Source organism: Pseudomonas sp. A-RE-19, assembly GCF_019956555.1.
Taxonomy (GTDB): domain Bacteria; phylum Pseudomonadota; class Gammaproteobacteria; order Pseudomonadales; family Pseudomonadaceae; genus Aquipseudomonas.
In genome coordinates, this window is sequence record NZ_JAHBDQ010000071.1 from 53,938 (window position 1) to 74,897 (window position 20,960).

The following is a 20,960-nucleotide window of genomic DNA, read 5'->3' on the forward strand; positions in this document are numbered from 1 at the left end:
TAATTCTTGTTAACAAAAGTAATAGCGTCTCTTTTTTTCTTCCATTGCTAGCTGCTCATCCATTTCGGGCGCTAGTCTGTACCTTTCTTGAGGGAGTTTTCTGATGTCCGCGCCTTCTGTTCTGATCGCCGGTTGCGGCGATGTTGGCAGTCGTCTGGCCACGCAATTGTTGGCCGGGCACTGGCAGGTATATGGTCTGCGCCGCAATGTGTCGCGCTTGCCTACCGGTGTGGTGGGCGTTGCAGGTGACTTGTTCAGTGCGCAATGCCCGGCTGACTGGCCGACCGCGCCGCTGGATTATCTGGTGTACAGCGCCGCCGCCACCGACCACGACGAGGCGGGCTATCGCGCTGCTTATATCGAGGGTATGCAGCATGTGCTGGGATGGTTGAAGCAGCACGGTCAGCAGCCCAAGCGCATTCTGTTTGTGTCCAGCAGCAGTGTTTACGGTCAGCAGAACGGCGAGTGGATTGATGAAACGTCGCCGACGGTGGCGGGTGGTTACTCAGGTCGTTTGATGCTGGAGGCTGAACAAGTGGCGCGTGACAGCGGCATCCCGGCCAGCATCGTGCGCTTGACCGGTATTTATGGTCCGGGTCGAGAGTGGCTGTTGACTCAGGTCCGTCGCGGCTATCGCGTGGCAATCGATCCACCGTTGTACGCCAACCGCATTCATGTCGATGACGCGGCGGGGTTGCTGGCGTTTCTGCTTGAGGCGGATCGGCGTGGTGTGACGCTGGATGATGTTTATATAGGCGTCGACGATGCGCCCGCGGCATTGGCGGAGGTGGTGGGCTGGTTGCGTGAGTATCTGGGCGTGACCGAATGGGCCGAGGATGCGAGCGTGCGTCGTGCCGGCAGCAAGCGCTGCAGCAATGCCCGGGCGAAGGCGTTGGGTTGGGTGCCGAACTATCCGAGTTTCCGCGAAGGCTACGCTGCGATCCTAGAAGGTCGCTGCTGACTACACTCCAAAACAGCTGTGGGAGCGAGCCTGCTCGCGATGGCGGCTTAACAGTCAGCGATGATGTTGAATATTATGGCCTCATCGCGAGCAGGCTCGCTCCCACATGGGGTCTTTGGTGGTTTCAGAACCGGGTTACTGCTTTTTCAGCAACCACTTGCGATCACCCGGCGTAAACGAAGGCATTTCGTCCGCCAGTGCGGTGTTCACGGTCTGGAAAATCTCCAGTTCTTTGCCCTTGCGCGCAAAGATCCAGGTATTGCCCTGGCCGTTCGCTTGCAGCCAGATGTTGTCGTTGCCACCGCTCATCGACGCGCAATCGCCCGCCAGGCAGAGGGCATAACGATCCGCACCGGGCAGGCCGGCAACTTGGCCGTCGGCCTGGAATTGCACGGTATTGCCTTCGCCCGGGCCGCTGAGAATTTTCCAGCTGCCACCCATATAAGCCGAATACAGCGCTCGCTCGAAACTTGCACCAATCGGTGCGCCTTCCGGTGCCGGGGCCAATGCACGGTCGAAGACTTGCTCCGGTTCGTTGTCATTGGCGGCCTGGCTCAGTCGCTTGCCATCACGCTTCAGCTCGCTGGCGGAGCTGCCATAAAAGTCGACTTTCCAGGCGCCGGACTCTTCGCCCAGCAGCTTGCCTTCGACATTTTCAAAGCCGTTGGTGTAGCGGGCCTGACCGGCTCTGGTGTTGACGTCCCATTCCAGGTTCGGACCATAGGCCTGGAGCGCTTCCCGCAGGGGGCCGCCTTTGGAAGCAGCATCGATCGCCGACTGATTGATCCAGGTGCCGCTGATATCACGGTCGGCAGGGTTGCTGGCACAACCGCCCAAAAGTAGGGCGAGCAGCGAGAGAACAAGCGCTTTGCGCATGGTGGAATCCTTTCAGAACGCTTTTATACATACGGCAGCGGCGCAGCCTTTAGTGGGCTGCGCCGGACGTATTACTCGATGACCAGAATGGCATCCATCTCAACCTGCGAACCCTTTGGCAGGGCCGCTACGCCGATGGCGGCGCGGGCTGGGTAAGGCTGGTCGAAGTACTTGCCCATGATCTCGTTGACCTTGGCGAAGTGGCTCAGGTCGGTGAGGAAGATGTTCAGTTTGACGATGTCCTTGAACGAACCACCGGCCGCTTCAGCCACGGCTTTGAGGTTCTCGAACACCTGGACGGTCTGGGCTTCGAAGCCTTCAACCAGTTCCATGGTTTTTGGGTCCAGAGGAATCTGACCCGACATGTAAACGGTGTTGCCGGCCTTGATCGCCTGGGAATAAGTACCGATGGCGGCCGGGGCCTTGTCGCTGGTGATAACAGTCTTGGTCATGTATGACTCCTTGTAATGGATGGGCTACGCGCGCATGCGGGTGATGCGAATGACCCCGGTCAGGGCGCGCAGTTTCTTGATCACGCGGGCCAGGTGCACGCGGTCGTGCACGCTGACCACCAGTTGGACCACGCTGATACGACCGTCGCGTTCGTCCATGCTGATTTTTTCGATATTGCCGTCGGCCGCGTTGACGCTGCTGGCCAGCAGGGCGATCAGGCCGCGCTGGTGTTCCAGTTCGACGCGCAGCTCGACATTGAATTCGCCGGTGACATCCTTGGCCCATGAGAGCTGGATGCATTTTTCCGGGTTGTGGCGGATTTCGCTGATGTTGCGGCAGTTGTCCAGGTGCACCACCATCCCTTTGCCGGCGGACAGGTGCCCGACAATCGGGTCGCCCGGGATCGGCGTGCAGCACTTGGCGTAACTGAGCACCAGACCTTCGGTGCCACGAATCGCCAGCGGACCTTCCGGGCTCGGCAGCTGTTCGCCTTCGCCAAGCAGGCGACGGGCGACCACGTAAGCCATGCGATTGCCCAGGCCGATGTCTTCGAGCAGGTCTTCGATCAGTTCGAGGCGGTATTCGTGGAGCATCAACTGGACGCGCTCGGCCGGGACTTTTTCCAGGGAGCTGTCGAAGCCGTTGAGCACCTTGTTCAGCAGGCGTTCGCCGAGGCTGATGGATTCGGAACGGCGTTGCAGTTTCAGCGCATGGCGGATGTGCGTCCGCGCCTTGCCGGTGACCACGAAGTTGAGCCATGCCGGGTTTGGTCGCGCGCCCGGGGCGCTGACAATCTCGACCGTGGAGCCGCTTTGCAGCGGTTCGGACAGCGGCGCAAGACGACGATTGATCCGACAGGCAATGCAGCTGTTGCCCACGTCGGTGTGCACCGCGTAAGCGAAGTCGACCGCCGTGGAGCCTTTGGGCAGCTCCATGATCCGGCCTTTGGGCGTGAACACGTAGACCTCGTCCGGGAACAGGTCGATCTTCACGCTCTCGATGAATTCCAGCGAGTTGCCGGCCCGTTGCTGCATTTCCAGCACGCCTTTGACCCACTGGCGGGCGCGGGCGTGAGTGCCTTTGGGCTGCTCGTCACCGCTGGATTTGTACAGCCAATGGGCAGCGATGCCGTTGTTGGCCATCTCTTCCATTTCACGGGTGCGGATCTGGATTTCGATCGGTACACCGTGCATGCCGAACAGTGTGGTGTGCAGCGACTGATAGCCGTTGGCCTTGGGGATCGCGATGTAATCCTTGAAGCGACCCGGCAACGGTTTGTACAAATTGTGCACGGCACCCAGCACGCGGTAGCAGGTATCGACCTTGTCGACGATGATCCTGAACGCATACACGTCCATGATCTCGTTGAAGGCCCGACGCTTGCCGCGCATTTTCTTGTAGATGCCGTAGAGGTGTTTCTGACGACCGCTGACCTCGCCCTGAATGCCGTCGATGGCCAGGCAGTGGCTGAGGGACTCTTCGATCTTGTTGACGATTTCCTTGCGGTTGCCCCGGGCGCGTTTGACCGCCTGGTTGATTCGCGCGGAACGCATCGGGTGCATGGCCTTGAAGCCGAGGTCTTCGAACTCTATGCGGATGGCGTGCATGCCCAGCCGGTTGGCGATGGGCGCATAGATTTCCAGGGTTTCCTTGGCAATCCGCCGGCGTTTTTCGCCGGACAGCACTTCCAGGGTGCGCATGTTGTGCAGGCGGTCGGCCAGCTTGACCAGGATCACGCGAATGTCGCGCGCCATGGCCATGGCCATTTTCTGGAAGTTTTCGGCTTGGGCTTCGGCTTTGGTTTCGAAGTTCATCTGGGTCAGTTTGCTGACCCCGTCGACCAGTTCGGCCACGGTTTCGCCGAACTGCGCTTGCAGCGCTTCCTTGGCAATACCGGTGTCTTCGATCACGTCATGCAGCATGGCCGCCATCAGGCTCTGATGGTCCATATGCATGTCGGCAAGAATATTCGCAACCGCGAGTGGGTGCGTGACGTACGCCTCACCGCTGCGACGGCGTTGGCCATCGTGGGCTTGTTCGGCGTAGAAGTACGCTCGGCGGACCAGATTGACCTGGTCCTTGCCGAGGTAGGTCGATAAGCGATCGGCGAGGGCGTCTATGCTCGGCATGATAATTCCTGCCGTTCGTTGTGACCCCGCGCCGTGCTACGTCGACCAGGCATGGACTTATACTGCCTCGTTGGACTCGTCCTCGAACGCTGCGAACAGCGGTTCGTCTTCGACGATCTCAGCGTTGGCGATGAACTCGTAGCTCATCAGGCCTTCAGCGATTTCACGCAGCGCTACAACAGTAGGCTTGTCGTTTTCCCACTGAACCAGGGGCTCTTTGCCGCCGGTGGCCAGTTGACGGGCACGCTTGGTAGACAGCATGACCAGCTCAAAGCGGTTTTCCACGTGGTTTAGGCAATCTTCAACGGTTACGCGGGCCATGGTATTCCTCGGAGCGAATGCAATATGCGCGCTGCCCGGTTGGGCGAGCGGACTCAACAGTTTAAAAAATCACCAGCGATTAGGGAAGCGCTGATTTTTTGACCAGGCTCTTCGACGCGCTATAAGTGCCAATGTAAAGCCCTTGCAGCGGTTTTGGGAAGCGCTGTTTAGCCGAGCAATTCAGCCAATAATTTGCCATGACGCTGCTGCTGACGCTTCTGATGCAGCTGGTTGGCGCGGAAAATCGCCTTCAGATCGTCCAGTGCGTGGGAAAAATCGTCGTTGATGATCAGGTAGTCATAGTCGACGTAGTGGCTCATCTCGCTGACGGCTTCGCGCATCCGGCCGTCAATGATCTCGTCGCTGTCCTGGCCGCGATTGGTCAGGCGCTGGTGCAAGGCCTCCAGGGACGGCGGCAGAATGAAGATCGAGCGGGCTTGCGGCATCAACTTGCGTACTTGCTCTGCACCCTGCCAGTCGATTTCCAGAATCAGGTCATGGCCCGCGTCCAGCGTCTGCTGCAGGTGGCTTTGGGACGTGCCGTAGAGATTGCCGAACACTTCGGCGCGCTCGAGGAAGTCACCATGCTCGCCCATCTTCACGAACGCTTCACGCGAGACGAAGTGATAGTTCACGCCGTTCACTTCACCGGGGCGCATGGCACGGGTGGTGTGGGAGACCGAGACGCGGATCGCCGGATCAGTGTCGGTCAGGGCTTTGACCAGGCTGCTCTTGCCCGCGCCCGAAGGCGCGGAAATGATGTATAGGGTGCCGGTGCTGTGGGTCATGTCGGGTTTGCCTTACTCAATATTCTGCACTTGTTCGCGCATCTGCTCGATCAACACTTTGAGGTTGACCGCCGCCTGTGTGCTGCGCGGGTCGAAGGCTTTGGAGCCCAGTGTGTTGGCTTCGCGGTTGAGCTCCTGCATCAGGAAGTCCAGGCGCCGACCGGCGGCGCCGCCGGATTTGAGCACCCGGCGAACTTCGATGATGTGAGTGCTCAGGCGATCCAGTTCTTCGGCGACGTCGCTCTTTTGCGCGAGCATGACCATTTCCTGCTCCAGTCGCTGCGGGTCGAGGTCGGCCTTCATGTCGGTGAAGCGGTCGAGGACTTTCTGGCGCTGAGTGGCGAGCATCTGCGGGACCAGCTCACGCAGGATCACCACATCGTCTTCAATGGAGGTCAGGCGTTCGTTGATCAACCGCGCCAGCTCTGCACCTTCGCGCTCGCGTCCGGCCTTGAGTTCCTTCAGGCCCTGATTGAACAGCGCCAGGGCTTCGGCGTTCAGCGCTTGCGGGTCGGCGGCATCGGCCACCAGCACGCCGGGCCAGGCCAGGACTTCCAGCGGGTTCAGTGCGGCCGGGTTCTTGATCAGGCCGGCGACCGTCTCGGCGGCAGCGACCAGTTGCGCGGCGCGCTCGCGGTCCACTTGCAGCGGTTTGCCGGTGCTTTCTTCGGTAAAGCGCAGGGTGCATTCGAGCTTGCCCCGGGACAGACCCTGGCGCAGGGCTTCGCGGACGGCGCCTTCGAGGTCGCGGAAAGATTCCGGCAGACGCAGGTGGGGTTCCAGGTAGCGGCTGTTGACCGAGCGCAGTTCCCAGCTCAGGGTGCCCTGGACGCCGGCTTTTTCGACGCGGGCGAAGGCGGTCATGCTGTGCACCATGGAGGTACCTCGCAATGCAGGTCGGCGCGTAACCCATGGTTTGGCGGACCCGCTATCTGTGAATTAAAGCCGACAGGCAGCAAAGGCGCAGGATTGTAGCGCAGTGGGGCGGATGCGCCCAAACACACGCTGTGACAAAGAGCTGCAGGCCGTCGGCTAAGCTCTATTCAGGGGCTTCGATCGTCGGGCGATTTTTTAGAAGTGCCCACTCGCGGCCCACGGCTCTATAATGCTCGGCAGTTTTCCGTCCCCAGTACAGGTAATCCCTATGAAACGTCCAAGTGGTCGCGCTGCCGATCAGCTCCGCTCGATCCGCATTACCCGCAACTACACCAAACACGCCGAGGGTTCTGTACTGGTCGAGTTCGGTGATACCAAAGTCATCTGCACCGTCAGCGTCGAAAACGGCGTGCCGCGTTTCCTCAAGGGTCAGGGCCAGGGCTGGTTGACCGCCGAATACGGCATGCTGCCGCGCGCCACCGGCGAGCGTAACCAGCGTGAAGCGAGCCGCGGCAAGCAAGGCGGCCGCACTCTGGAAATCCAGCGTTTGATCGGCCGTTCCCTGCGCGCTGCGCTGGACATGTCCAAGCTGGGTGATGTCACCCTGTACGTCGACTGCGACGTGATCCAGGCTGACGGCGGCACCCGCACCGCGTCCATCACTGGCGCCATGGTTGCACTGGTCGATGCCTTGAAAGTGATCAAGAAGCGCGGCGGCCTCAAAGGTGGCGACCCGCTCAAGCAGATGATCGCTGCCGTTTCGGTGGGCATGTACCAGGGCGAGCCTGTGCTCGACCTCGACTACCTGGAAGACTCGGCTGCCGAGACTGACCTCAACGTGGTGATGACCAGCACCGGCGGCTTCATCGAAGTTCAGGGCACTGCCGAAGGCGCGCCGTTCCAGCCGGAAGAGCTGAATGCGATGCTGGAACTGGCGAAGAAAGGCATGATCGAGATTTTCGAACTGCAGAAGGCTGCACTGGCCGACTGATCGGACCCGCTCCACGCAAGGAGGACGCCATGAGTGACGAGCAACTGCCGCTACCCACACCGAGCCACGAGGTTCGTCAGTGGGCGATGTTTTGTCACCTGTCCGCCTTGCTGGGGATCTGGATTCCGTTCGGTACGCTGATCGGGCCGCTGATTCTCTGGCAGATGAAGCGCGAGATGGACCCTTTCATTGATGCGCAGGGCAAGGAAGCGCTGAATTTTCAGATCACCGTCGCCATTGCCTCCGCTATCTGCTTCTTGCTGATGGTGGTGATTATCGGGTTCTTTATGTTCGGTCTGGTGGCGATTGGCGCGTTGGTGCTGACGATCATTGCCGGCGTGAAGGCTAACGAAGGGTTCCCTTACCGTTACCCGTTCACCTGGCGGTTGATCAAATAATAGTCGGCAAAGGTTTCCTGTGGGAGCGGGCTTGCCCGCGATAGCGATCTGGCAGGCAACACATTTGTTGACTGTGACGGCCTCATCGCGGGCAAGCCCGCTCCCACGGAAAGCAAATCATTGCCCACAAAAAAGCCGACAGCGATGTCGGCTTTTTTGCGTCTGCGAAAACACGCTTAGATCGTCAGCGTCCAGTCGTAGTCCACGATCAGCGGTGCGTGCTGCGAGAACCGTGGCTGACGCGGCAGGCGTGCGCTGCGTACGAAGCGGCGCAGGCCAGGGGTCAGCAACTGGTAGTCGAAACGCCAGCCCAGATTGAGCATCTCGGCCTGTTCGTTGTCCGGCCACCAGCTGTACTGGTCGCCTTCACGGCTGACTTCACGCAGGGCATCGACATAACCCATGTTGCCGACAATCTCGTCCATCCAGGCACGCTCAGGCGCCAGGAAGCCCGGGGATTGCTGGCTGTCGCGCCAGTTCTTGATATCCAGCTTCTGTTGCGCCACGTACAGCGAGCCACAATAAATGTACTCGCGACGTTTGCGTCGCTGTTTATCCAGATAACGGGCGAAGTCGTCCATTAGCTTGAACTTCTGGTTCAAATCTTCATCGCCGTTCTGCCCCGAAGGGAGCAGTAAGGTCGCGATGCTGACCTTGTCGAAATCGGCTTGCAGGTAACGCCCGTAGCGGTCGGCCGTCTCGAAGCCGAGACCGCTGATGACTGCCTTCGGTTGCAACCGCGAGTACAAAGCCACGCCACCTTGGGCGGGAACTTCGGCTTCGCAGGCATAAAGGAAGTAGCCATCCAGTTGGAAGGCTGGATCGTCCAGTTCAAAGGCGGAGGCGCGGGTGTCCTGCAGGCAGATGACGTCGGCATTCTGTGCTTGCAGCCAACTGAGCAAACCACGCTCGACTGCAGCCTGAATACCATTGACGTTCACACTGATGATCCGCATAAGTGGCCCCAAAAATCGCGTGCGGGTATGATACACGGCGTCTACCTAATTAGCTAAATCCGTGGTATTTGGGGTTTTTTTCATGCAAGCGTATCAGCGCGACTTCATTCGTTTTGCCATTGATCGTGGCGTTTTGCGCTTCGGTGAGTTCACCCTGAAGTCCGGACGCACCAGTCCTTACTTCTTCAATGCCGGCCTGTTCAACTCGGGTTCCGCCCTGGCGCAGCTGGGGCGTTTCTACGCGGCAGCCATCGTCGAGAGCGGTATTTCGTTCGACGTGCTGTTCGGCCCGGCCTACAAAGGTATCCCGCTGGCAGCGACCACTGCGGTGGCGCTGGCCGAACATCATGGCCGTGATCTGCCATGGTGCTTCAACCGCAAGGAAGCCAAGGCCCACGGCGAAGGCGGCAGCCTGGTCGGCGCGCCATTGACCGGCGACGTGCTGATCATCGACGACGTGATCACCGCAGGCACCGCCATCCGTGAAGTGATGCAGATCATCGCTTCCCAGGACGGCGCCAAGGCCAAGGGCGTGTTGATCGCCCTGAATCGTCAGGAGCGCGGCAACGGCGAATTGTCGGCCATCCAGGAAGTGGAGCGCGATTTCGGGATTCCGGTGATCAGCATTGTTTCGCTGAACCAGGTGCTCGAGTTCCTGGCGGATGATCCGCAGCTCAAGCAGCATTTGCCAGCCGTAGAAGCGTACCGCGCCCAGTACGGCGTCTAACGCTGACCTGTAGGAGCGAGGCTTGCCCGCGAAGGCGTCGTCACATTCAGCAATGATGGGACTGTCAGATCGCTTTCGCGGGCAAGCCTCGCTCCTACAAGGGAGTGCGCAGGCAAAAAAAGACCCCGCTCAGCCAAGCTGAGCGGGGTCTTTTTGTTTGTGTTGCTTAGTGACGCTTGCGGTTGCTGATCAAGGTACCCACACCGGTGTCGGTGAAGATTTCCAGCAGAATCGCATTCGGCACCCGACCATCGATGATCAGCGAGCTGCCCACGCCGCCTTGTACCGCTTCCAGCGCGCAACGAATCTTCGGCAGCATGCCACCGTAGATGGTGCCGTCGGCGATCAGCTCGTCGACTTGCTGGGTGCTCAGGCCGGTCAGAACCTTGCCGGTCTTGTCCATCAGGCCGGCGATGTTGGTCAGCAGCATCAGCTTTTCAGCCTTCAGCGCTTCGGCCACTTTACCGGCCACCAGGTCGGCGTTGATGTTGTACGACTCGCCGTTGGCGCCGACACCGATTGGCGCGATCACCGGGATGAAGTCGCCTTTGACCAGCAGGTTCAGCAGGTCGGTGTTGATGCCGACTACTTCACCCACCTGGCCGATGTCGATGATTTCCGGCTGGGTCATTTCCGGCGTCTGGCGGGTGACGGTGAGCTTTTTCGCACGAATCAGCTCGGCGTCTTTACCGGTCAGGCCGATGGCGCTGCCGCCATGACGGTTGATCAGGTTGACGATGTCCTTGTTCACCTGGCCGCCGAGGACCATTTCCACCACGTCCATGGTCTGCGCGTCAGTGACGCGCATGCCATCGATGAAGTGGCTCTCGATCGACAGACGCTTGAGCAGGTCGCCGATTTGCGGGCCGCCACCGTGAACCACCACCGGATTGATGCCGACGGCTTTCATCAGCACGATGTCGCGGGCGAAGCCGGTTTTCAGCTCCTCGCTTTCCATCGCGTTGCCGCCGTATTTGATCACCAGCGTCTTGCCGACATAGCGGCGAATGTAAGGCAGCGCTTCGGACAGGACCTTGGCGGTGTTGGCGGCGGCTTCGCGTTCGAGGGTCATTCAGGGCTCCGGGTGCTTCAGAAGATCAAAACGGTAATTGGAGATCAGGTGCAACGCGTTTCAGTTGGGCGTGGAACACATCCTTGATGCGCTGCAATTCAGCCTCGTCATCGGCCTCGAAGCGCAGCACCAGCACCGGTGTGGTGTTGGAGGCGCGAACCAGGCCCCAGCCTTTGGCATAGTCGACTCGCACGCCGTCAATGGTGGTCAGGTCGGCGCCTTCGCCCCATTGCGCGTCGTGCAGTGCATCAATGATGCTGAATTTGCTCTCTTCGGTCACATGGATATTGATCTCTGGCGTAGAAATATCGTTCGGGAAGGTCGCGAACAGCTCTTCCGCGGTGGATTTTTCCTTGCTGAGGATCTCCAGCAGCCGCGCGGCGCTGTAGATACCGTCGTCGAAACCGAACCAGCGTTCCTTGAAGAAGATGTGCCCGCTCATTTCACCGGCCAACAGCGCGCCGGATTGTTTCATTTTCTTTTTGATCAACGAATGACCGGTCTTCCACATCAGCGGACGACCGCCGTATTCCTTGATCAGCGGGACCAGGCGGCGGGTGCATTTGACGTCGAAGATGATTTCCGCGTTCGGGTTGCGCGCTACGACGTCGCGGGCGAACAGCATCAGCAGGCGGTCCGGGTAGACGATGCTGCCGGTGTTGGTCACTACGCCGACGCGGTCGCCGTCGCCGTCGAAGGCCAGGCCCAGGTCGGCGTTGGTTTCCTTGACCTTGGCGATCAGGTCCACGAGGTTTTCAGGCTTGCCCGGGTCCGGGTGGTGGTTCGGGAAGTTGCCGTCGACGTCGCAGAACAGCGGGATGACTTCGCAGTTCAGCGCTTCGATCAATTGCGGGGCGATCACGCCGGCCGCGCCGTTGCCGCAGTCGACCACGACTTTCAGGCGACGAGCCAGTTTGATGTCCTGGACGATTTCAGTGTTGTAGCGATCGAGGATCTCGACCTGGGTGATGCTGCCCTTGCCGCTGCTCAGGTTGTTGGTCTTGAGGCGTTCGTGCAGGGCCTGGATCTGTTCGTTGGCCAGGGTATCGCCAGCAATGACGATCTTGAAGCCGTTGTAATTCGACGGGTTGTGGCTACCGGTGAGCATCACGCCGGATTTGCCGGCCAGTACGTTGGCGGCGTAGTACAGCGCCGGGGTTGGCACCAGGCCGACGTCGCTGACGTGGCAACCGCTGTCGGCCAGGCCCTGAATCAGTTGTTTCACCAGTTCCGGGCCGGACAGGCGACCGTCGCGGCCGACGGATACGTTGGGTTCGTCCTGGGCCAGGCTCTGGGAGCCGATGGCGCGACCGAGCCAATAAGCGGTTTCAGCGTTCAAGAATTCCGGAACGGTGCCGCGAATGTCGTAGGCGCGGAAGATGCTGTCGGGAAACTTGGGTGCGACTTGGGCTGGGGTGCTCATCTGTAGGAATGCTCCATCTTGAAAGTGGCTGGACCTGCCGGCGAAAAACTCGTCGGCGGGCTCAAACTGAAGGGTATGACGGCGTTTTCGGCAGAGAGTTCGTGGTGTGTAAAGGCCATGCCATCAGCATCGGCGAGCAAATGACCGGTCAATGCCTTGATTTTCAGTGGTAAACCTTCCAGATGACGTCTTTGCAATTTTCATCCTTAAAATGCAGAGGACAGGTCAGGCCGGGTAGAGCCCCGAGCCTGAATGCCGATGATCAGTGGCTACCCGAATGCCCGAAACCGCCGGTGCCGCGCTGGGTTTCGACGAATTCTTCGACCATTTCAAAATGCGCTTGAACCACCGGTACCAGCACCAATTGGGCCAGGCGTTCGCCTACCACCATGTTGAAATCGGTCTGGCCACGGTTCCAGCACGACACCATCAGCGGGCCCTGGTAATCGGAGTCGATCAAGCCGACCAGGTTGCCCAGCACGATGCCGTGCTTATGGCCCAAGCCCGAGCGCGGCAGAATCAAGGCCGCCAGGCCCGGATCGCCGATGTACACCGACAGGCCGGTAGGGATCAACAGGGTTTCGCCCGGCTTGATGACGGTGTCTTTTTCCAGCATGGCGCGCAGGTCGAGGCCGGCGGAGCCTGGCGTGGCGTATTGCGGCAGCGGGAATTCGGTACCGATGCGGGGGTCGAGGATCTTGGCTTGCAAAGCGTGCATGTAAATTAAACCTGGTTCAGACGTTCGGCGATAAAAGTGATCAGCTGGCGGGCAATCTTGCCCTTGCTGGTCTGGGCGAAAAGCGTGGCGTGCAACTGGCGGTCGATCACACTGCAGGCGTTTTCTTCGCTGTTGAAGCCAATGCTCGGGTTGGCGACGTCGTTGGCGACGATCAGATCGAGGTTTTTGTCTTTCAACTTGCGGGCAGCGTAATCGAGCAGGTGTTCGGTTTCGGCGGCGAAACCGACACTGAACGGGCGGTCGGGGCGCGTGGCGATGGTGGCCAGGATGTCCGGGTTGCGCACCATCTGTAGCAACAAGCCGTCGCCGTTCGTAGGGTCTTTCTTGAGTTTCTGTGGGGCGACGACTTCCGGGCGGTAGTCCGCGACCGCAGCGGAGGCGATGAACAGGTCGCAAGGGATCGCGGCTTCGCAGGCGGCGAGCATGTCGCGGGCACTGACCACATCGATACGGGTGACGCGATCCGGGGTTGGCAGGTGCACGGGGCCTGTGATCAGGGTGACACGGGCGCCGGCTTCTACCGCGGCTTCGGCCAGGGCAAAGCCCATTTTCCCGGAGCTGTGGTTGGTGATGTAGCGCACCGGGTCGATGTTCTCCTGGGTCGGGCCGGCGGTGATCAGCACGTGTTTGCCGGTCAGCGCCTGGCGCTGGAAGCAGTCTGCCGCGCATTGGGCGAGGTCGGTCGCTTCGAGCATTCGGCCCATGCCGACGTCGCCGCAGGCCTGGCTCCCGGAGGCCGGGCCGAAGACTTTAAGGTCGCGGCTTTCGAGGGTTTGCAGGTTCGCCTGGGTCGCCGGGTCGCGCCACATGGCCTGATTCATCGCCGGCGCCACCGCGACCACCGCGTCAGTGGCCAGCACCAGCGTGGTCAGCAGGTCGTCGGCAATGCCTTGGGCCAGGCGGGCGATCAGGTCCGCGGTGGCGGGAGCGATCAGCACCAGGTCGGCCCATTTTGCCAGCTCGATGTGGCCCATGGCGGCTTCGGCCGCCGGGTCCAGCAGGTCCAGGTGGACCGGATGCCCGGACAACGCCTGCATGGTCAGCGGGGTAATGAATTCGCTGCCGCCACGGGTCATGACCACGCGCACTTCGGCGCCCTGGTCGATCAGGCGGCGAACCAGCTCGGCGCTCTTGTAGGCAGCAATACCGCCGCCGACGCCCAGAACGATGCGTTTCCGATACAGCCGCTGCATAGGTCTGCCTTTCATTTCGTTGGTGACATACGTGGCGAAACCCCCTCCCCAGGAGTGAAATCGCCCGCAAAAAAGATGGGCTACGATATCACAGCGACCGCTACGGAACAGCGGCGCCCATATTCCAGGGAGGTGCTATGAGTATTCGTGATTGGCCGGCGGCCGAGCGGCCGCGAGAAAGGTTGCTCGAGTTGGGCTCGGGGAGTCTTTCGGACGCCGAACTGCTGGCGATTTTTTTACGAACCGGCGTGTCGGGTAAAAGCGCGGTAGATCTGGCGCGACACCTGTTGAGTCAGTTTGGCAGTTTGCGCGCACTACTTGAGGCCGATCAGGCGGCGTTCAGCAGGCAGTTGGGTCTCGGGCCGGCAAAATTCGCTCAGTTGCAAGCGGCCCAGGAAATGGGCCGTCGGCATTTGGCCGAACGTGCACGCCAAAAATCGGCGCTGGAAAATCCGCAGGCGGTTCGTGATTACCTGAAATCGATGCTGCGTCACGAGCCCCACGAGGTGTTCGGCTGTCTGTTTCTGGATTCCAGGCATCAAGTACTGACCTTTGAAGTGCTGTTTCGCGGCTCCATCGACAGCACCAGTGTTTATCCGAGGCAAGTGGTTAAGCGCGCCTTGGCCCACAACGCCGCAGCGTTGATCCTCTGCCACAACCATCCGTCGGGTAACACCAACCCCAGTCAGGCCGACCGCACGCTGACCAAGCGCCTGCAAGAGGCGCTGGACCTGATTGATGTGCGGGTGCTCGACCATTTCATCATCGGCGACGGCGATCCGCTGTCGATGGCTGAGTATGGGTGGATGTGAGAGGAGCGGGAGGCAAGTGAGTCCATGTGGGAGTGAGCCTGCTCGCGAAGGCGTAGTGTCAGTCAACCTATTCAGTGACTGGATGGACGCTTTCGCGAGCAGGCTCGCTCCCACAGGTAATGCGTCGGGGCGGATTACTTGAGGTTGACCTTCGAGTAATCCTGACGACCAAACGGACTGACCTGATAGCCCTGCACATCCTTACGCGTCAACGCGAAAACGGTCGGGTGAGCCAGCGGCAACCACAACGCCTGCTGCTGGATCTGTGCCTGAGCCTGTTCGTAGAGCTTGGTGCGCACACCTTGCTCGTCAGTGGTTTTGCCGGCGCTGATCAGCTTGTCCAGGTCCTGGTTGCAGTAGCGGGCGAAGTTGGTGCCGGATTTGACCCCCGCGCAAGAAAACTGCGGCGTGAGGAAGTTGTCCGGGTCACCGTTGTCGCCGGACCAGCCCATGAACAACAGGTCGTGCTCACCGGCCTTGGCGCGGCGAATCAGTTCGCCCCATTCGATCACGCGGATCTCGGCCTGGATGCCGATTTCCGCCAGGTCAGACTGCAGCAATTGTGCACCGAGGCTCGGATTGGGGTTCAGCAGGCTGCCGGAAGGGCGGGTCCAGATGGTGGTTTGGAAACCATTCTTGAGCCCGGCCTTGGCCATCAATGCGCGGGCCTTTTCGACGTCATGCGGGTAGCCCGGCAAGCTTTTGGCGTAGCTCCAGGTGTTGGGCGGATACGGACCGTTGGCGGGTTCGGCGGTGTCTTCGAACACGGCTTTGACGTAGTTGGCCTTGTCGAACGCGAGATTGATCGCCTGGCGTACTTCAGGTTTATCCAGCGGCGGATGTTGGCTGTTGATGCCGACGAATGCGGTCATGAACGCGTCGGTCTTTTCCACTTTCAGGGCCGGCTCTTTCAATGCGGCTTGTACGTCCAGAGGCTTCGGCGACAGGGCGATCTGGCACTCGTTGCGGCGCAATTTCTGCAAGCGCACGTTGGCGTCCGGGGTGATGGCGAAGATCAGCGGGTCAACCGATGGCTTGCCTTGGAAGTAGTCGCGGTTGGCCTTGTAGCGAATCGAGGCGTCTTTCTGGAAGCGCGTGAAAATGAACGGTCCGCTGCCGATCGGCTGGCTGTTGAGCTTTTCCGGCGTGCCGGCCTTCATCAGTTGGTCGGCGTATTCGGCCGAATAGATCGAGGCGAAACCCATGCTCAGGGTTGGCAGGAACGTTGAGTCCGCGTGATCGAGGGTGAAGCGGATGGTGAGCGGGTCCAGTGCGTCGATCTTCTTGATCAGCGCGGGTAACTGCATCGATTGGGCGTGCGGGAAGCCGCTCTGGGCGACTTTGTGCCACGGGTTCGCCGGATCGAGCATGCGGTCGAAGCTGAACTTCACGTCTTCGGCGGTCAGGTCGCGCGTCGGGCTGAAGTAGTCGGTGCGATGAAATTTCACCTGCGGGTGCAGTTTGAAGACGTAAGTCAGGCCGTCGGGTGTGACTTCCCAGCTGTCCGCGAGGCTGGCGACCACTTTGCCGCTGGCCGTGTCGAAGTCCACCAGGCGATTCATCAGCACATCGGCCGAGGCGTTGGTGGTGGTCAGCGAGTTGTATTGCACCACATCGAACCCTTCCGGGCTGGCCTCGGTGCACACGCTCAGGGCGGCAGCATGGGCCAGAGGGCTCAGTAAAAGCGGGGCGAGCAGCAGCGGTAGGGCAGCGAGGCGCATGGTCGGTTTCCTTTACAGATCGAAGGCCCATCTGCAAGTGCAGTCTGGAAAAGGCTTACCCTAGTGGGCTCTTTTGCAAATGACTATCCCCTTTTTCATTTTGGGGGGAATATGGGCGATTGTTTTCGGTGAGTGACGGTTGAGAAAAACCTGAATTGGCTCGTTGGCCGATTCTCTGCGACGAGCGGTCGTTCTCGGGCACAGCCTTTGTCCAAGGCACTCCGCGCCCGAAAAACAGGGTTTTTATCAACTCAATGCACACCGGTTGTTGTTGCTCTCTAGTCTTTCTGGTATAAAGCAGCGCTCTTTTCTAGGGGCCCGGTTCCTTCGTTTGTAGGTGTAGCCGGTAAGACCCTTAAAGAAACGCGGCGCCTGGCGCCAAATGACTGAGAGATTAAGCGGCCAACCCATGCCGGGTTGGGCATGTGGTTTTAGAGGGCTGAGGCATGTCGAGAGTCTGTCAAGTTACCGGTAAGGGTCCGGTGACTGGGAATAACATTTCCCACGCAAACAACAAAACCCGTCGTCGTTTCCTGCCGAACCTGCAGCATCACCGCTTCTGGGTTGAAGAAGAGAAACGTTTCGTGCGTCTGCGCGTATCTGCCAAAGGCATGCGTATCATCGACAAGCGTGGCATCACTGTCGTGCTGGCCGAAATCCGCAAAGCTGGCAAGATCTAAGGGAGCTAATCATGCGTGAATTGATTCGTTTGATTTCGAGCGCCGGTACTGGTCACTTCTACACTACCGACAAGAACAAGCGCACTACTCCGGACAAAATCGAGATCAAGAAATTTGATCCGGTTGTTCGCAAGCACGTGATCTACAAAGAAGGCAAAATCAAGTAATTGATTTTTCTCTCTTACGAAAAAGGCCCGTATCGCGAGATACGGGCCTTTTTTGTTGGCTGCGGGTTATGCGGTGCCTACTAGTGCGCCTTCGCGGGCAAGCCACGCTCCTACGGTGAGTCGCGTCCGTTCTGTAGGAGCGAGGCTTGCCCGCGAAGAGGCCAGTCCAGCTAGCACAAATCCTCAAGCCTTCTGTTCAAACACCACATAGATCTTGCGGCACGGCTCCAGCACTTCCCAGGTGCCTTTGAAACCGGCCGGGATCACGAAGCGATCGCCCACGCGCAGGGTCCTGGCGTTGCCATCGGTGTCGCGAAGCACTGAAACCCCCTGAACGATTTCGCAGTATTCGTGCTCGGTGTAGTTCACTAGCCACTGGCCGACTTCGCCTTCCCAGACACCTGCACTCATCTGGCCGCATGGGCTGTTGTAGTGGTTGTACACCGCTTGCTCGGGGTCGCCCTTGAGGACTTTTGCCGGGTCTGGTCGATAGCGATCGGGCTGGGTGTTGGCCTGGCTGAAATCGACGATATCCTGAATGCTCATGCTGGTATTCCCCCGTGTTTGCGCTGGAAAATTGAAAGTTTATGTTTATTAAAATGAACACCGCAAGGTCGTTTGCCGGCCTTATGTCAAATATATTGAAACAACCCCGGCCACTGGTTTAGGGTGGTGGTTGCCTTGGGCCGAAAAAGCAGGCTGGCCGGGCAGAATTCCTGACCGCACCCGCATAGAACGCGGGGCACTCGTATTCAATAAGAGGAGGACACTCGAATGACCACCCTGACTCGTGCCGACTGGGAACAACGGGCTCGCGATCTGAAGATCGAAGGCCGCGCCTACATCAATGGCGAATACACCGATGCAGTCTCCGGTGAGACCTTCGAGTGCATCAGCCCGGTCGATGGCCGTCTGCTGGGCAAGATTTCCAGCTGTGATGCCGCCGATGCCCAGCGTGCCGTGGACAACGCCCGCGCCACTTTCAATTCCGGTGCCTGGTCGCGTCTGGCGCCAACCAAACGCAAAGCCACCATGATCCGTTTTGCCGGCCTGCTGAAACAGCACGCCGAAGAACTGGCCCTGCTCGAAACCCTGGACATGGGCAAGCCAATCAGCGATTCCCTGTACATCGACGTTCCCGGCGCGGCGCAAGCCCTGAGCTGGAGCGGTGAAGCCATCGACAAGATCTACGACGAAGTCGCCGCCACGCCGCACGATCAGTTGGGCCTGGTGACTCGCGAGCCGGTCGGCGTGGTCGGCGCGATCGTGCCGTGGAACTTCCCGTTGATGATGGCCTGCTGGAAGCTCGGGCCGGCGCTGTCCACCGGTAACTCGGTGATCCTTAAACCGTCTGAAAAGTCGCCGCTGACCGCGATCCGCATTGCGGCGCTGGCGGTTGAAGCCGGTATTCCGAAAGGTGTGCTGAACGTGTTGCCGGGTTACGGTCACACCGTCGGCAAAGCCCTGGCCTTGCACAACGACGTCGATACGTTGGTGTTCACCGGTTCGACCAGGATCGCCAAGCAACTGCTGATCTACTCCGGCGAATCGAACATGAAGCGCGTCTGGCTGGAAGCCGGCGGCAAGAGCCCGAACATCGTGTTCGCCGATGCGCCGGACCTGCAAGCCGCCGCCGAAGCCGCCGCTGGTGCCATCGCCTTCAACCAGGGCGAAGTCTGCACCGCCGGTTCGCGCCTGCTGGTCGAGCGTTCGATCAAAGACAAATTCCTGCCGCTGGTGATCGAAGCCCTCAAGGCCTGGAAGCCTGGCAATCCGCTGGACCCTGCGACCAACGTCGGTGCGCTGGTGGATACCCAGCAGATGAACACCGTGCTGTCCTACATCGAATCCGGTCACACCGATGGCGCCAAACTGGTGGTCGGCGGCAAGCGCATTCTTCAGGAGACCGGTGGCACTTACGTTGAACCGACGATTTTCGATGGCGTGAGCAACGCGATGAAAATTGCTCAGGAAGAAATCTTCGGCCCGGTGTTGTCGGTCATCACCTTCGACAGCGCTGAAGAAGCCATCCAGATCGCCAACGACACGCCTTACGGCCTGGCCGCTGCAGTCTGGACCGCCGACATCTCCAAGGCTCATCTCACCGCCAAGGCTTTGCGCGCCGGTAGCGTGTGGGTCAACCAGTACGACGGTGGCGACATGACCGCGCCGTTCGGTGGCTTCAAACAGTCCGGCAACGGTCGCGACAAGTCGCTGCACGCTTTCGACAAGTACACCGAGCTGAAGGCGACCTGGATCAAGTTGTAATGTGTAGCGGGCCCCGGTTCATATCGGGGCCCGCTGCAACATAGATCCCTTGTGGGAGCGAGCCTGCTCGCGATAGCGGTATGACAGTCGACGTCAATGTTGAATGTTGCTCCGTCATCGCGAGCAGGCTCGCTCCCACAGTGTTTTGCGCTGCACATAAAATATCCACAGGAGTGTGGAACATGCGTTGGGCGACTTATTTCGCCGTTTTGGCGTCTGTCTTGAGTGTCGGCCTGGCCCTGGGGGTCAGCATGCCGTTGGTGTCGCTGCGTCTGGAAGGCTGGGGTTATGGCTCGTTCGCGATCGGCGTGATGGCGGCGATGCCGGCCATTGGCGTACTGCTGGGGGCAAAAATTTCCAGCCACCTCGCGGCGCGTCTCGGCACGGCCAATCTGATGCGCCTTTGTCTGTGGGCCGGAGCGGTGACCATCGGCTTGCTGGCAGTGTGGCCGAGTTATCCAGTCTGGCTGGTGTTGCGGTTGATGATCGGGGTGATCCTGACCCTCGTCTTCATCCTCGGCGAAAGCTGGATCAACCAACTGGTGGTCGAGCAATGGCGCGGTCGACTGGTGGCGTTGTATGGCAGTAGCTATGCGCTGAGTCAGTTGGCCGGGCCATTGCTGTTGGGTGCGTTGGGCACCGAGCACGATTATGGTTTCTGGGTCGGCGTCGGTTTACTGATGACCTCACCCTTCCTGCTGCTGGGCCGCAGCGGCGCACCGACCAGTGAAGCCTGCAGCGTAACCCTCGGTGACTTATTGACCTTCTGCCGCGGCTTGCCGGCGATTGCCTGGGCGGTATCGCTGTTCGCGGCATTTGAAGCGATGATCCTGACCTTGTTGCCGGTCTACTGCCTGCGTCAGGGCTTCACCACGGAAATCGCCTTGGCGATGGTGAGTACTGTGGTAGTGGGTGATGCCTTGCTGCAATTGCCGATTGGCGCGCTGGCCGATCGCTTGTCGCGGCGTACGTTGTTTACCGGTTGCGCGATGCTCTTGCTGCTGTCGAGCCTGGCGATTCCGTTGCTGATCGATACGCTGTTGATCTGGCCGCTGTGGGTGTTGTTTGGCGCCAGTGCCGGTGGCTTGTTCACCTTGTCGCTGATCTTGATCGGCGAGCGTTATCGCGATGATGCGCTGGTGCGAGCCAATGCCCATATCGCGCAGCTGTGGGGCATTGGTTGTCTGATCGGGCCCTTGGCAGCCGGTGCCGGCAGCCAGTGGATCAGCGGGCATGCCTTGCCGTTGCTGATGGCGGCGGGCGCGTTGGGGTTGGTGATTCTGGTGTCGCGGCAAGGGGCGTTTGGTGTGGTGCAGCCGGCATAGATCAAAAGATCGCAGCCTTCGGCAGCTCCTACAGTTGAAATGCAATCCCCTGTAGGAGCTGCCGAAGGCTGCAATCCTGGCCAT

21 protein-coding genes and 1 pseudogene are annotated in these 20,960 nt (G+C 59.9%); 9 read left to right on the plus strand and 13 right to left on the minus strand.

What is annotated here, in order from left to right; genetic code table 11:
• Positions 1 to 103 precede the first annotated feature (103 nt).
• Complete coding sequence (locus KGB14_RS26735; protein WP_223490367.1) at positions 104 to 961, plus strand: SDR family oxidoreductase; 858 nt, start codon at positions 104 to 106, stop codon at positions 959 to 961.
• A 135-nt stretch (positions 962 to 1,096) separates the two neighbouring features.
• On the opposite strand, the gene KGB14_RS26740 is transcribed toward KGB14_RS26735, so the two are convergent.
• The 6 genes from KGB14_RS26740 to KGB14_RS26765 form a co-directional block, all read right to left on the minus strand.
• Positions 1,097 to 1,837 (minus strand): hypothetical protein, encoded by a 741-nt coding sequence (locus KGB14_RS26740; RefSeq protein WP_223490369.1) that lies wholly within the window; start codon positions 1,835 to 1,837, stop codon positions 1,097 to 1,099.
• 71 nt (positions 1,838 to 1,908) lie between these two features.
• Complete coding sequence (locus KGB14_RS26745; RefSeq protein WP_003229509.1) at positions 1,909 to 2,289, minus strand: RidA family protein; 381 nt, start codon at positions 2,287 to 2,289, stop codon at positions 1,909 to 1,911.
• A gap of 24 nt (positions 2,290 to 2,313) precedes the next feature.
• Positions 2,314 to 4,419, minus strand: coding sequence for a bifunctional GTP diphosphokinase/guanosine-3',5'-bis pyrophosphate 3'-pyrophosphohydrolase (gene spoT, locus KGB14_RS26750; protein WP_007934594.1), 2,106 nt, complete (start codon positions 4,417 to 4,419; stop codon positions 2,314 to 2,316).
• Positions 4,420 to 4,476: 57 nt separating this feature from the next.
• Entirely contained in the window at positions 4,477 to 4,740 is a 264-nt protein-coding gene (gene rpoZ / locus KGB14_RS26755; protein WP_007894670.1) for a DNA-directed RNA polymerase subunit omega, read from the minus strand.
• A 167-nt stretch (positions 4,741 to 4,907) separates the two neighbouring features.
• Positions 4,908 to 5,528, minus strand: a complete 621-nt coding sequence (gmk, locus tag KGB14_RS26760; protein ID WP_223490371.1) for a guanylate kinase — start codon at positions 5,526 to 5,528, stop codon at positions 4,908 to 4,910.
• A 12-nt stretch (positions 5,529 to 5,540) separates the two neighbouring features.
• Entirely contained in the window at positions 5,541 to 6,404 is an 864-nt protein-coding gene (locus tag KGB14_RS26765) for a YicC/YloC family endoribonuclease (protein ID WP_223490372.1), read from the minus strand.
• A 268-nt stretch (positions 6,405 to 6,672) separates the two neighbouring features.
• Here KGB14_RS26765 and rph point away from each other — a divergent pair, with 268 nt between their 5' ends.
• The gene (gene rph / locus KGB14_RS26770) at positions 6,673 to 7,395 is read left to right on the plus strand and encodes a ribonuclease PH (RefSeq protein ID WP_223490374.1); all 723 of its coding nucleotides are present in this window, start codon (positions 6,673 to 6,675) and stop codon (positions 7,393 to 7,395) included.
• Positions 7,396 to 7,424: 29 nt separating this feature from the next.
• Entirely contained in the window at positions 7,425 to 7,793 is a 369-nt protein-coding gene (locus KGB14_RS26775) for a DUF4870 domain-containing protein (RefSeq protein WP_223490376.1), read from the plus strand.
• A 176-nt stretch (positions 7,794 to 7,969) separates the two neighbouring features.
• Here KGB14_RS26775 and KGB14_RS26780 read toward each other — a convergent pair whose 3' ends face one another.
• The gene (locus KGB14_RS26780; protein ID WP_007934608.1) at positions 7,970 to 8,749 is read right to left on the minus strand and encodes an exodeoxyribonuclease III; all 780 of its coding nucleotides are present in this window, start codon (positions 8,747 to 8,749) and stop codon (positions 7,970 to 7,972) included.
• 82 nt (positions 8,750 to 8,831) lie between these two features.
• Between KGB14_RS26780 and pyrE the strand changes: the two genes are divergently transcribed.
• Positions 8,832 to 9,476: an orotate phosphoribosyltransferase gene (gene pyrE / locus KGB14_RS26785; protein WP_223490379.1), complete on the plus strand. Its 645-nt coding sequence runs from the start codon at positions 8,832 to 8,834 to the stop codon at positions 9,474 to 9,476.
• A gap of 166 nt (positions 9,477 to 9,642) precedes the next feature.
• Here pyrE and argB read toward each other — a convergent pair whose 3' ends face one another.
• From argB to coaBC, 4 genes and pseudogenes are all read right to left on the minus strand, one after another.
• A complete protein-coding gene (gene argB / locus KGB14_RS26790; RefSeq protein WP_071552791.1) occupies positions 9,643 to 10,548 on the minus strand; it encodes an acetylglutamate kinase in 906 nt (301 codons plus the stop codon).
• Between the two features lie 25 nt (positions 10,549 to 10,573).
• Positions 10,574 to 11,950, minus strand: a pseudogene (locus KGB14_RS26795) (phosphomannomutase/phosphoglucomutase); the annotation flags it as partial.
• A gap of 283 nt (positions 11,951 to 12,233) precedes the next feature.
• Positions 12,234 to 12,689, minus strand: a complete 456-nt coding sequence (gene dut / locus KGB14_RS26800; protein WP_007894692.1) for a dUTP diphosphatase — start codon at positions 12,687 to 12,689, stop codon at positions 12,234 to 12,236.
• A gap of 5 nt (positions 12,690 to 12,694) precedes the next feature.
• Positions 12,695 to 13,903, minus strand: coding sequence for a bifunctional phosphopantothenoylcysteine decarboxylase/phosphopantothenate--cysteine ligase CoaBC (coaBC, locus tag KGB14_RS26805; protein WP_223490381.1), 1,209 nt, complete (start codon positions 13,901 to 13,903; stop codon positions 12,695 to 12,697).
• Positions 13,904 to 14,040: 137 nt separating this feature from the next.
• On the opposite strand from coaBC, the gene radC reads away from it, so the two are divergent.
• Entirely contained in the window at positions 14,041 to 14,715 is a 675-nt protein-coding gene (gene radC / locus KGB14_RS26810; RefSeq protein WP_223490384.1) for a RadC family protein, read from the plus strand.
• 134 nt (positions 14,716 to 14,849) lie between these two features.
• Here radC and KGB14_RS26815 read toward each other — a convergent pair whose 3' ends face one another.
• Entirely contained in the window at positions 14,850 to 16,436 is a 1,587-nt protein-coding gene (locus KGB14_RS26815) for an ABC transporter substrate-binding protein (RefSeq protein WP_223490386.1), read from the minus strand.
• Positions 16,437 to 16,882: 446 nt separating this feature from the next.
• Between KGB14_RS26815 and rpmB the strand changes: the two genes are divergently transcribed.
• Together rpmB and rpmG are read left to right on the plus strand one after the other, a co-directional pair.
• Positions 16,883 to 17,116 (plus strand): 50S ribosomal protein L28, encoded by a 234-nt coding sequence (gene rpmB, locus KGB14_RS26820; protein ID WP_007894701.1) that lies wholly within the window; start codon positions 16,883 to 16,885, stop codon positions 17,114 to 17,116.
• Positions 17,117 to 17,127: 11 nt separating this feature from the next.
• On the plus strand, positions 17,128 to 17,283 hold the full coding sequence (gene rpmG / locus KGB14_RS26825) for a 50S ribosomal protein L33 (RefSeq protein WP_007894709.1): 156 nt from the start codon (positions 17,128 to 17,130) through the stop codon (positions 17,281 to 17,283).
• 183 nt (positions 17,284 to 17,466) lie between these two features.
• Here the strand turns inward: rpmG and KGB14_RS26830 are convergent, their stop codons facing one another.
• Positions 17,467 to 17,829, minus strand: a complete 363-nt coding sequence (locus KGB14_RS26830; protein WP_223490388.1) for a cupin domain-containing protein — start codon at positions 17,827 to 17,829, stop codon at positions 17,467 to 17,469.
• Positions 17,830 to 18,057: 228 nt separating this feature from the next.
• Here KGB14_RS26830 and KGB14_RS26835 point away from each other — a divergent pair, with 228 nt between their 5' ends.
• Together KGB14_RS26835 and KGB14_RS26840 are read left to right on the plus strand one after the other, a co-directional pair.
• A complete protein-coding gene (locus KGB14_RS26835; protein ID WP_223490390.1) occupies positions 18,058 to 19,551 on the plus strand; it encodes an aldehyde dehydrogenase in 1,494 nt (497 codons plus the stop codon).
• A gap of 182 nt (positions 19,552 to 19,733) precedes the next feature.
• Entirely contained in the window at positions 19,734 to 20,876 is a 1,143-nt protein-coding gene (locus tag KGB14_RS26840) for an MFS transporter (RefSeq protein ID WP_223490392.1), read from the plus strand.
• The last annotated feature ends 84 nt before the right edge of the window (positions 20,877 to 20,960 follow it).

Coding starts and splice junctions, on each gene's coding strand:
- KGB14_RS26735 (WP_223490367.1), top strand. CDS start 104: ATGTCCGCGCCTTCTGTTCTGATCGCCGGTTGCGGCGATGTTGGCAGT.
- pyrE (WP_223490379.1), top strand. CDS start 8,832: ATGCAAGCGTATCAGCGCGACTTCATTCGTTTTGCCATTGATCGTGGC.
- KGB14_RS26830 (WP_223490388.1), bottom strand. CDS start 17,829: ATGAGCATTCAGGATATCGTCGATTTCAGCCAGGCCAACACCCAGCCC.
- KGB14_RS26840 (WP_223490392.1), top strand. CDS start 19,734: ATGCGTTGGGCGACTTATTTCGCCGTTTTGGCGTCTGTCTTGAGTGTC.
- KGB14_RS26780 (WP_007934608.1), bottom strand. CDS start 8,749: ATGCGGATCATCAGTGTGAACGTCAATGGTATTCAGGCTGCAGTCGAG.
- KGB14_RS26740 (WP_223490369.1), bottom strand. CDS start 1,837: ATGCGCAAAGCGCTTGTTCTCTCGCTGCTCGCCCTACTTTTGGGCGGT.
- KGB14_RS26775 (WP_223490376.1), top strand. CDS start 7,425: ATGAGTGACGAGCAACTGCCGCTACCCACACCGAGCCACGAGGTTCGT.
- KGB14_RS26835 (WP_223490390.1), top strand. CDS start 18,058: ATGACCACCCTGACTCGTGCCGACTGGGAACAACGGGCTCGCGATCTG.
- radC (WP_223490384.1), top strand. CDS start 14,041: ATGAGTATTCGTGATTGGCCGGCGGCCGAGCGGCCGCGAGAAAGGTTG.
- rpoZ (WP_007894670.1), bottom strand. CDS start 4,740: ATGGCCCGCGTAACCGTTGAAGATTGCCTAAACCACGTGGAAAACCGC.
- KGB14_RS26815 (WP_223490386.1), bottom strand. CDS start 16,436: ATGCGCCTCGCTGCCCTACCGCTGCTGCTCGCCCCGCTTTTACTGAGC.
- rpmB (WP_007894701.1), top strand. CDS start 16,883: ATGTCGAGAGTCTGTCAAGTTACCGGTAAGGGTCCGGTGACTGGGAAT.
- dut (WP_007894692.1), bottom strand. CDS start 12,689: ATGCACGCTTTGCAAGCCAAGATCCTCGACCCCCGCATCGGTACCGAA.
- spoT (WP_007934594.1), bottom strand. CDS start 4,419: ATGCCGAGCATAGACGCCCTCGCCGATCGCTTATCGACCTACCTCGGC.
- KGB14_RS26765 (WP_223490372.1), bottom strand. CDS start 6,404: ATGGTGCACAGCATGACCGCCTTCGCCCGCGTCGAAAAAGCCGGCGTC.
- rpmG (WP_007894709.1), top strand. CDS start 17,128: ATGCGTGAATTGATTCGTTTGATTTCGAGCGCCGGTACTGGTCACTTC.
- coaBC (WP_223490381.1), bottom strand. CDS start 13,903: ATGCAGCGGCTGTATCGGAAACGCATCGTTCTGGGCGTCGGCGGCGGT.
- gmk (WP_223490371.1), bottom strand. CDS start 5,528: ATGACCCACAGCACCGGCACCCTATACATCATTTCCGCGCCTTCGGGC.
- rph (WP_223490374.1), top strand. CDS start 6,673: ATGAAACGTCCAAGTGGTCGCGCTGCCGATCAGCTCCGCTCGATCCGC.
- KGB14_RS26745 (WP_003229509.1), bottom strand. CDS start 2,289: ATGACCAAGACTGTTATCACCAGCGACAAGGCCCCGGCCGCCATCGGT.
- argB (WP_071552791.1), bottom strand. CDS start 10,548: ATGACCCTCGAACGCGAAGCCGCCGCCAACACCGCCAAGGTCCTGTCC.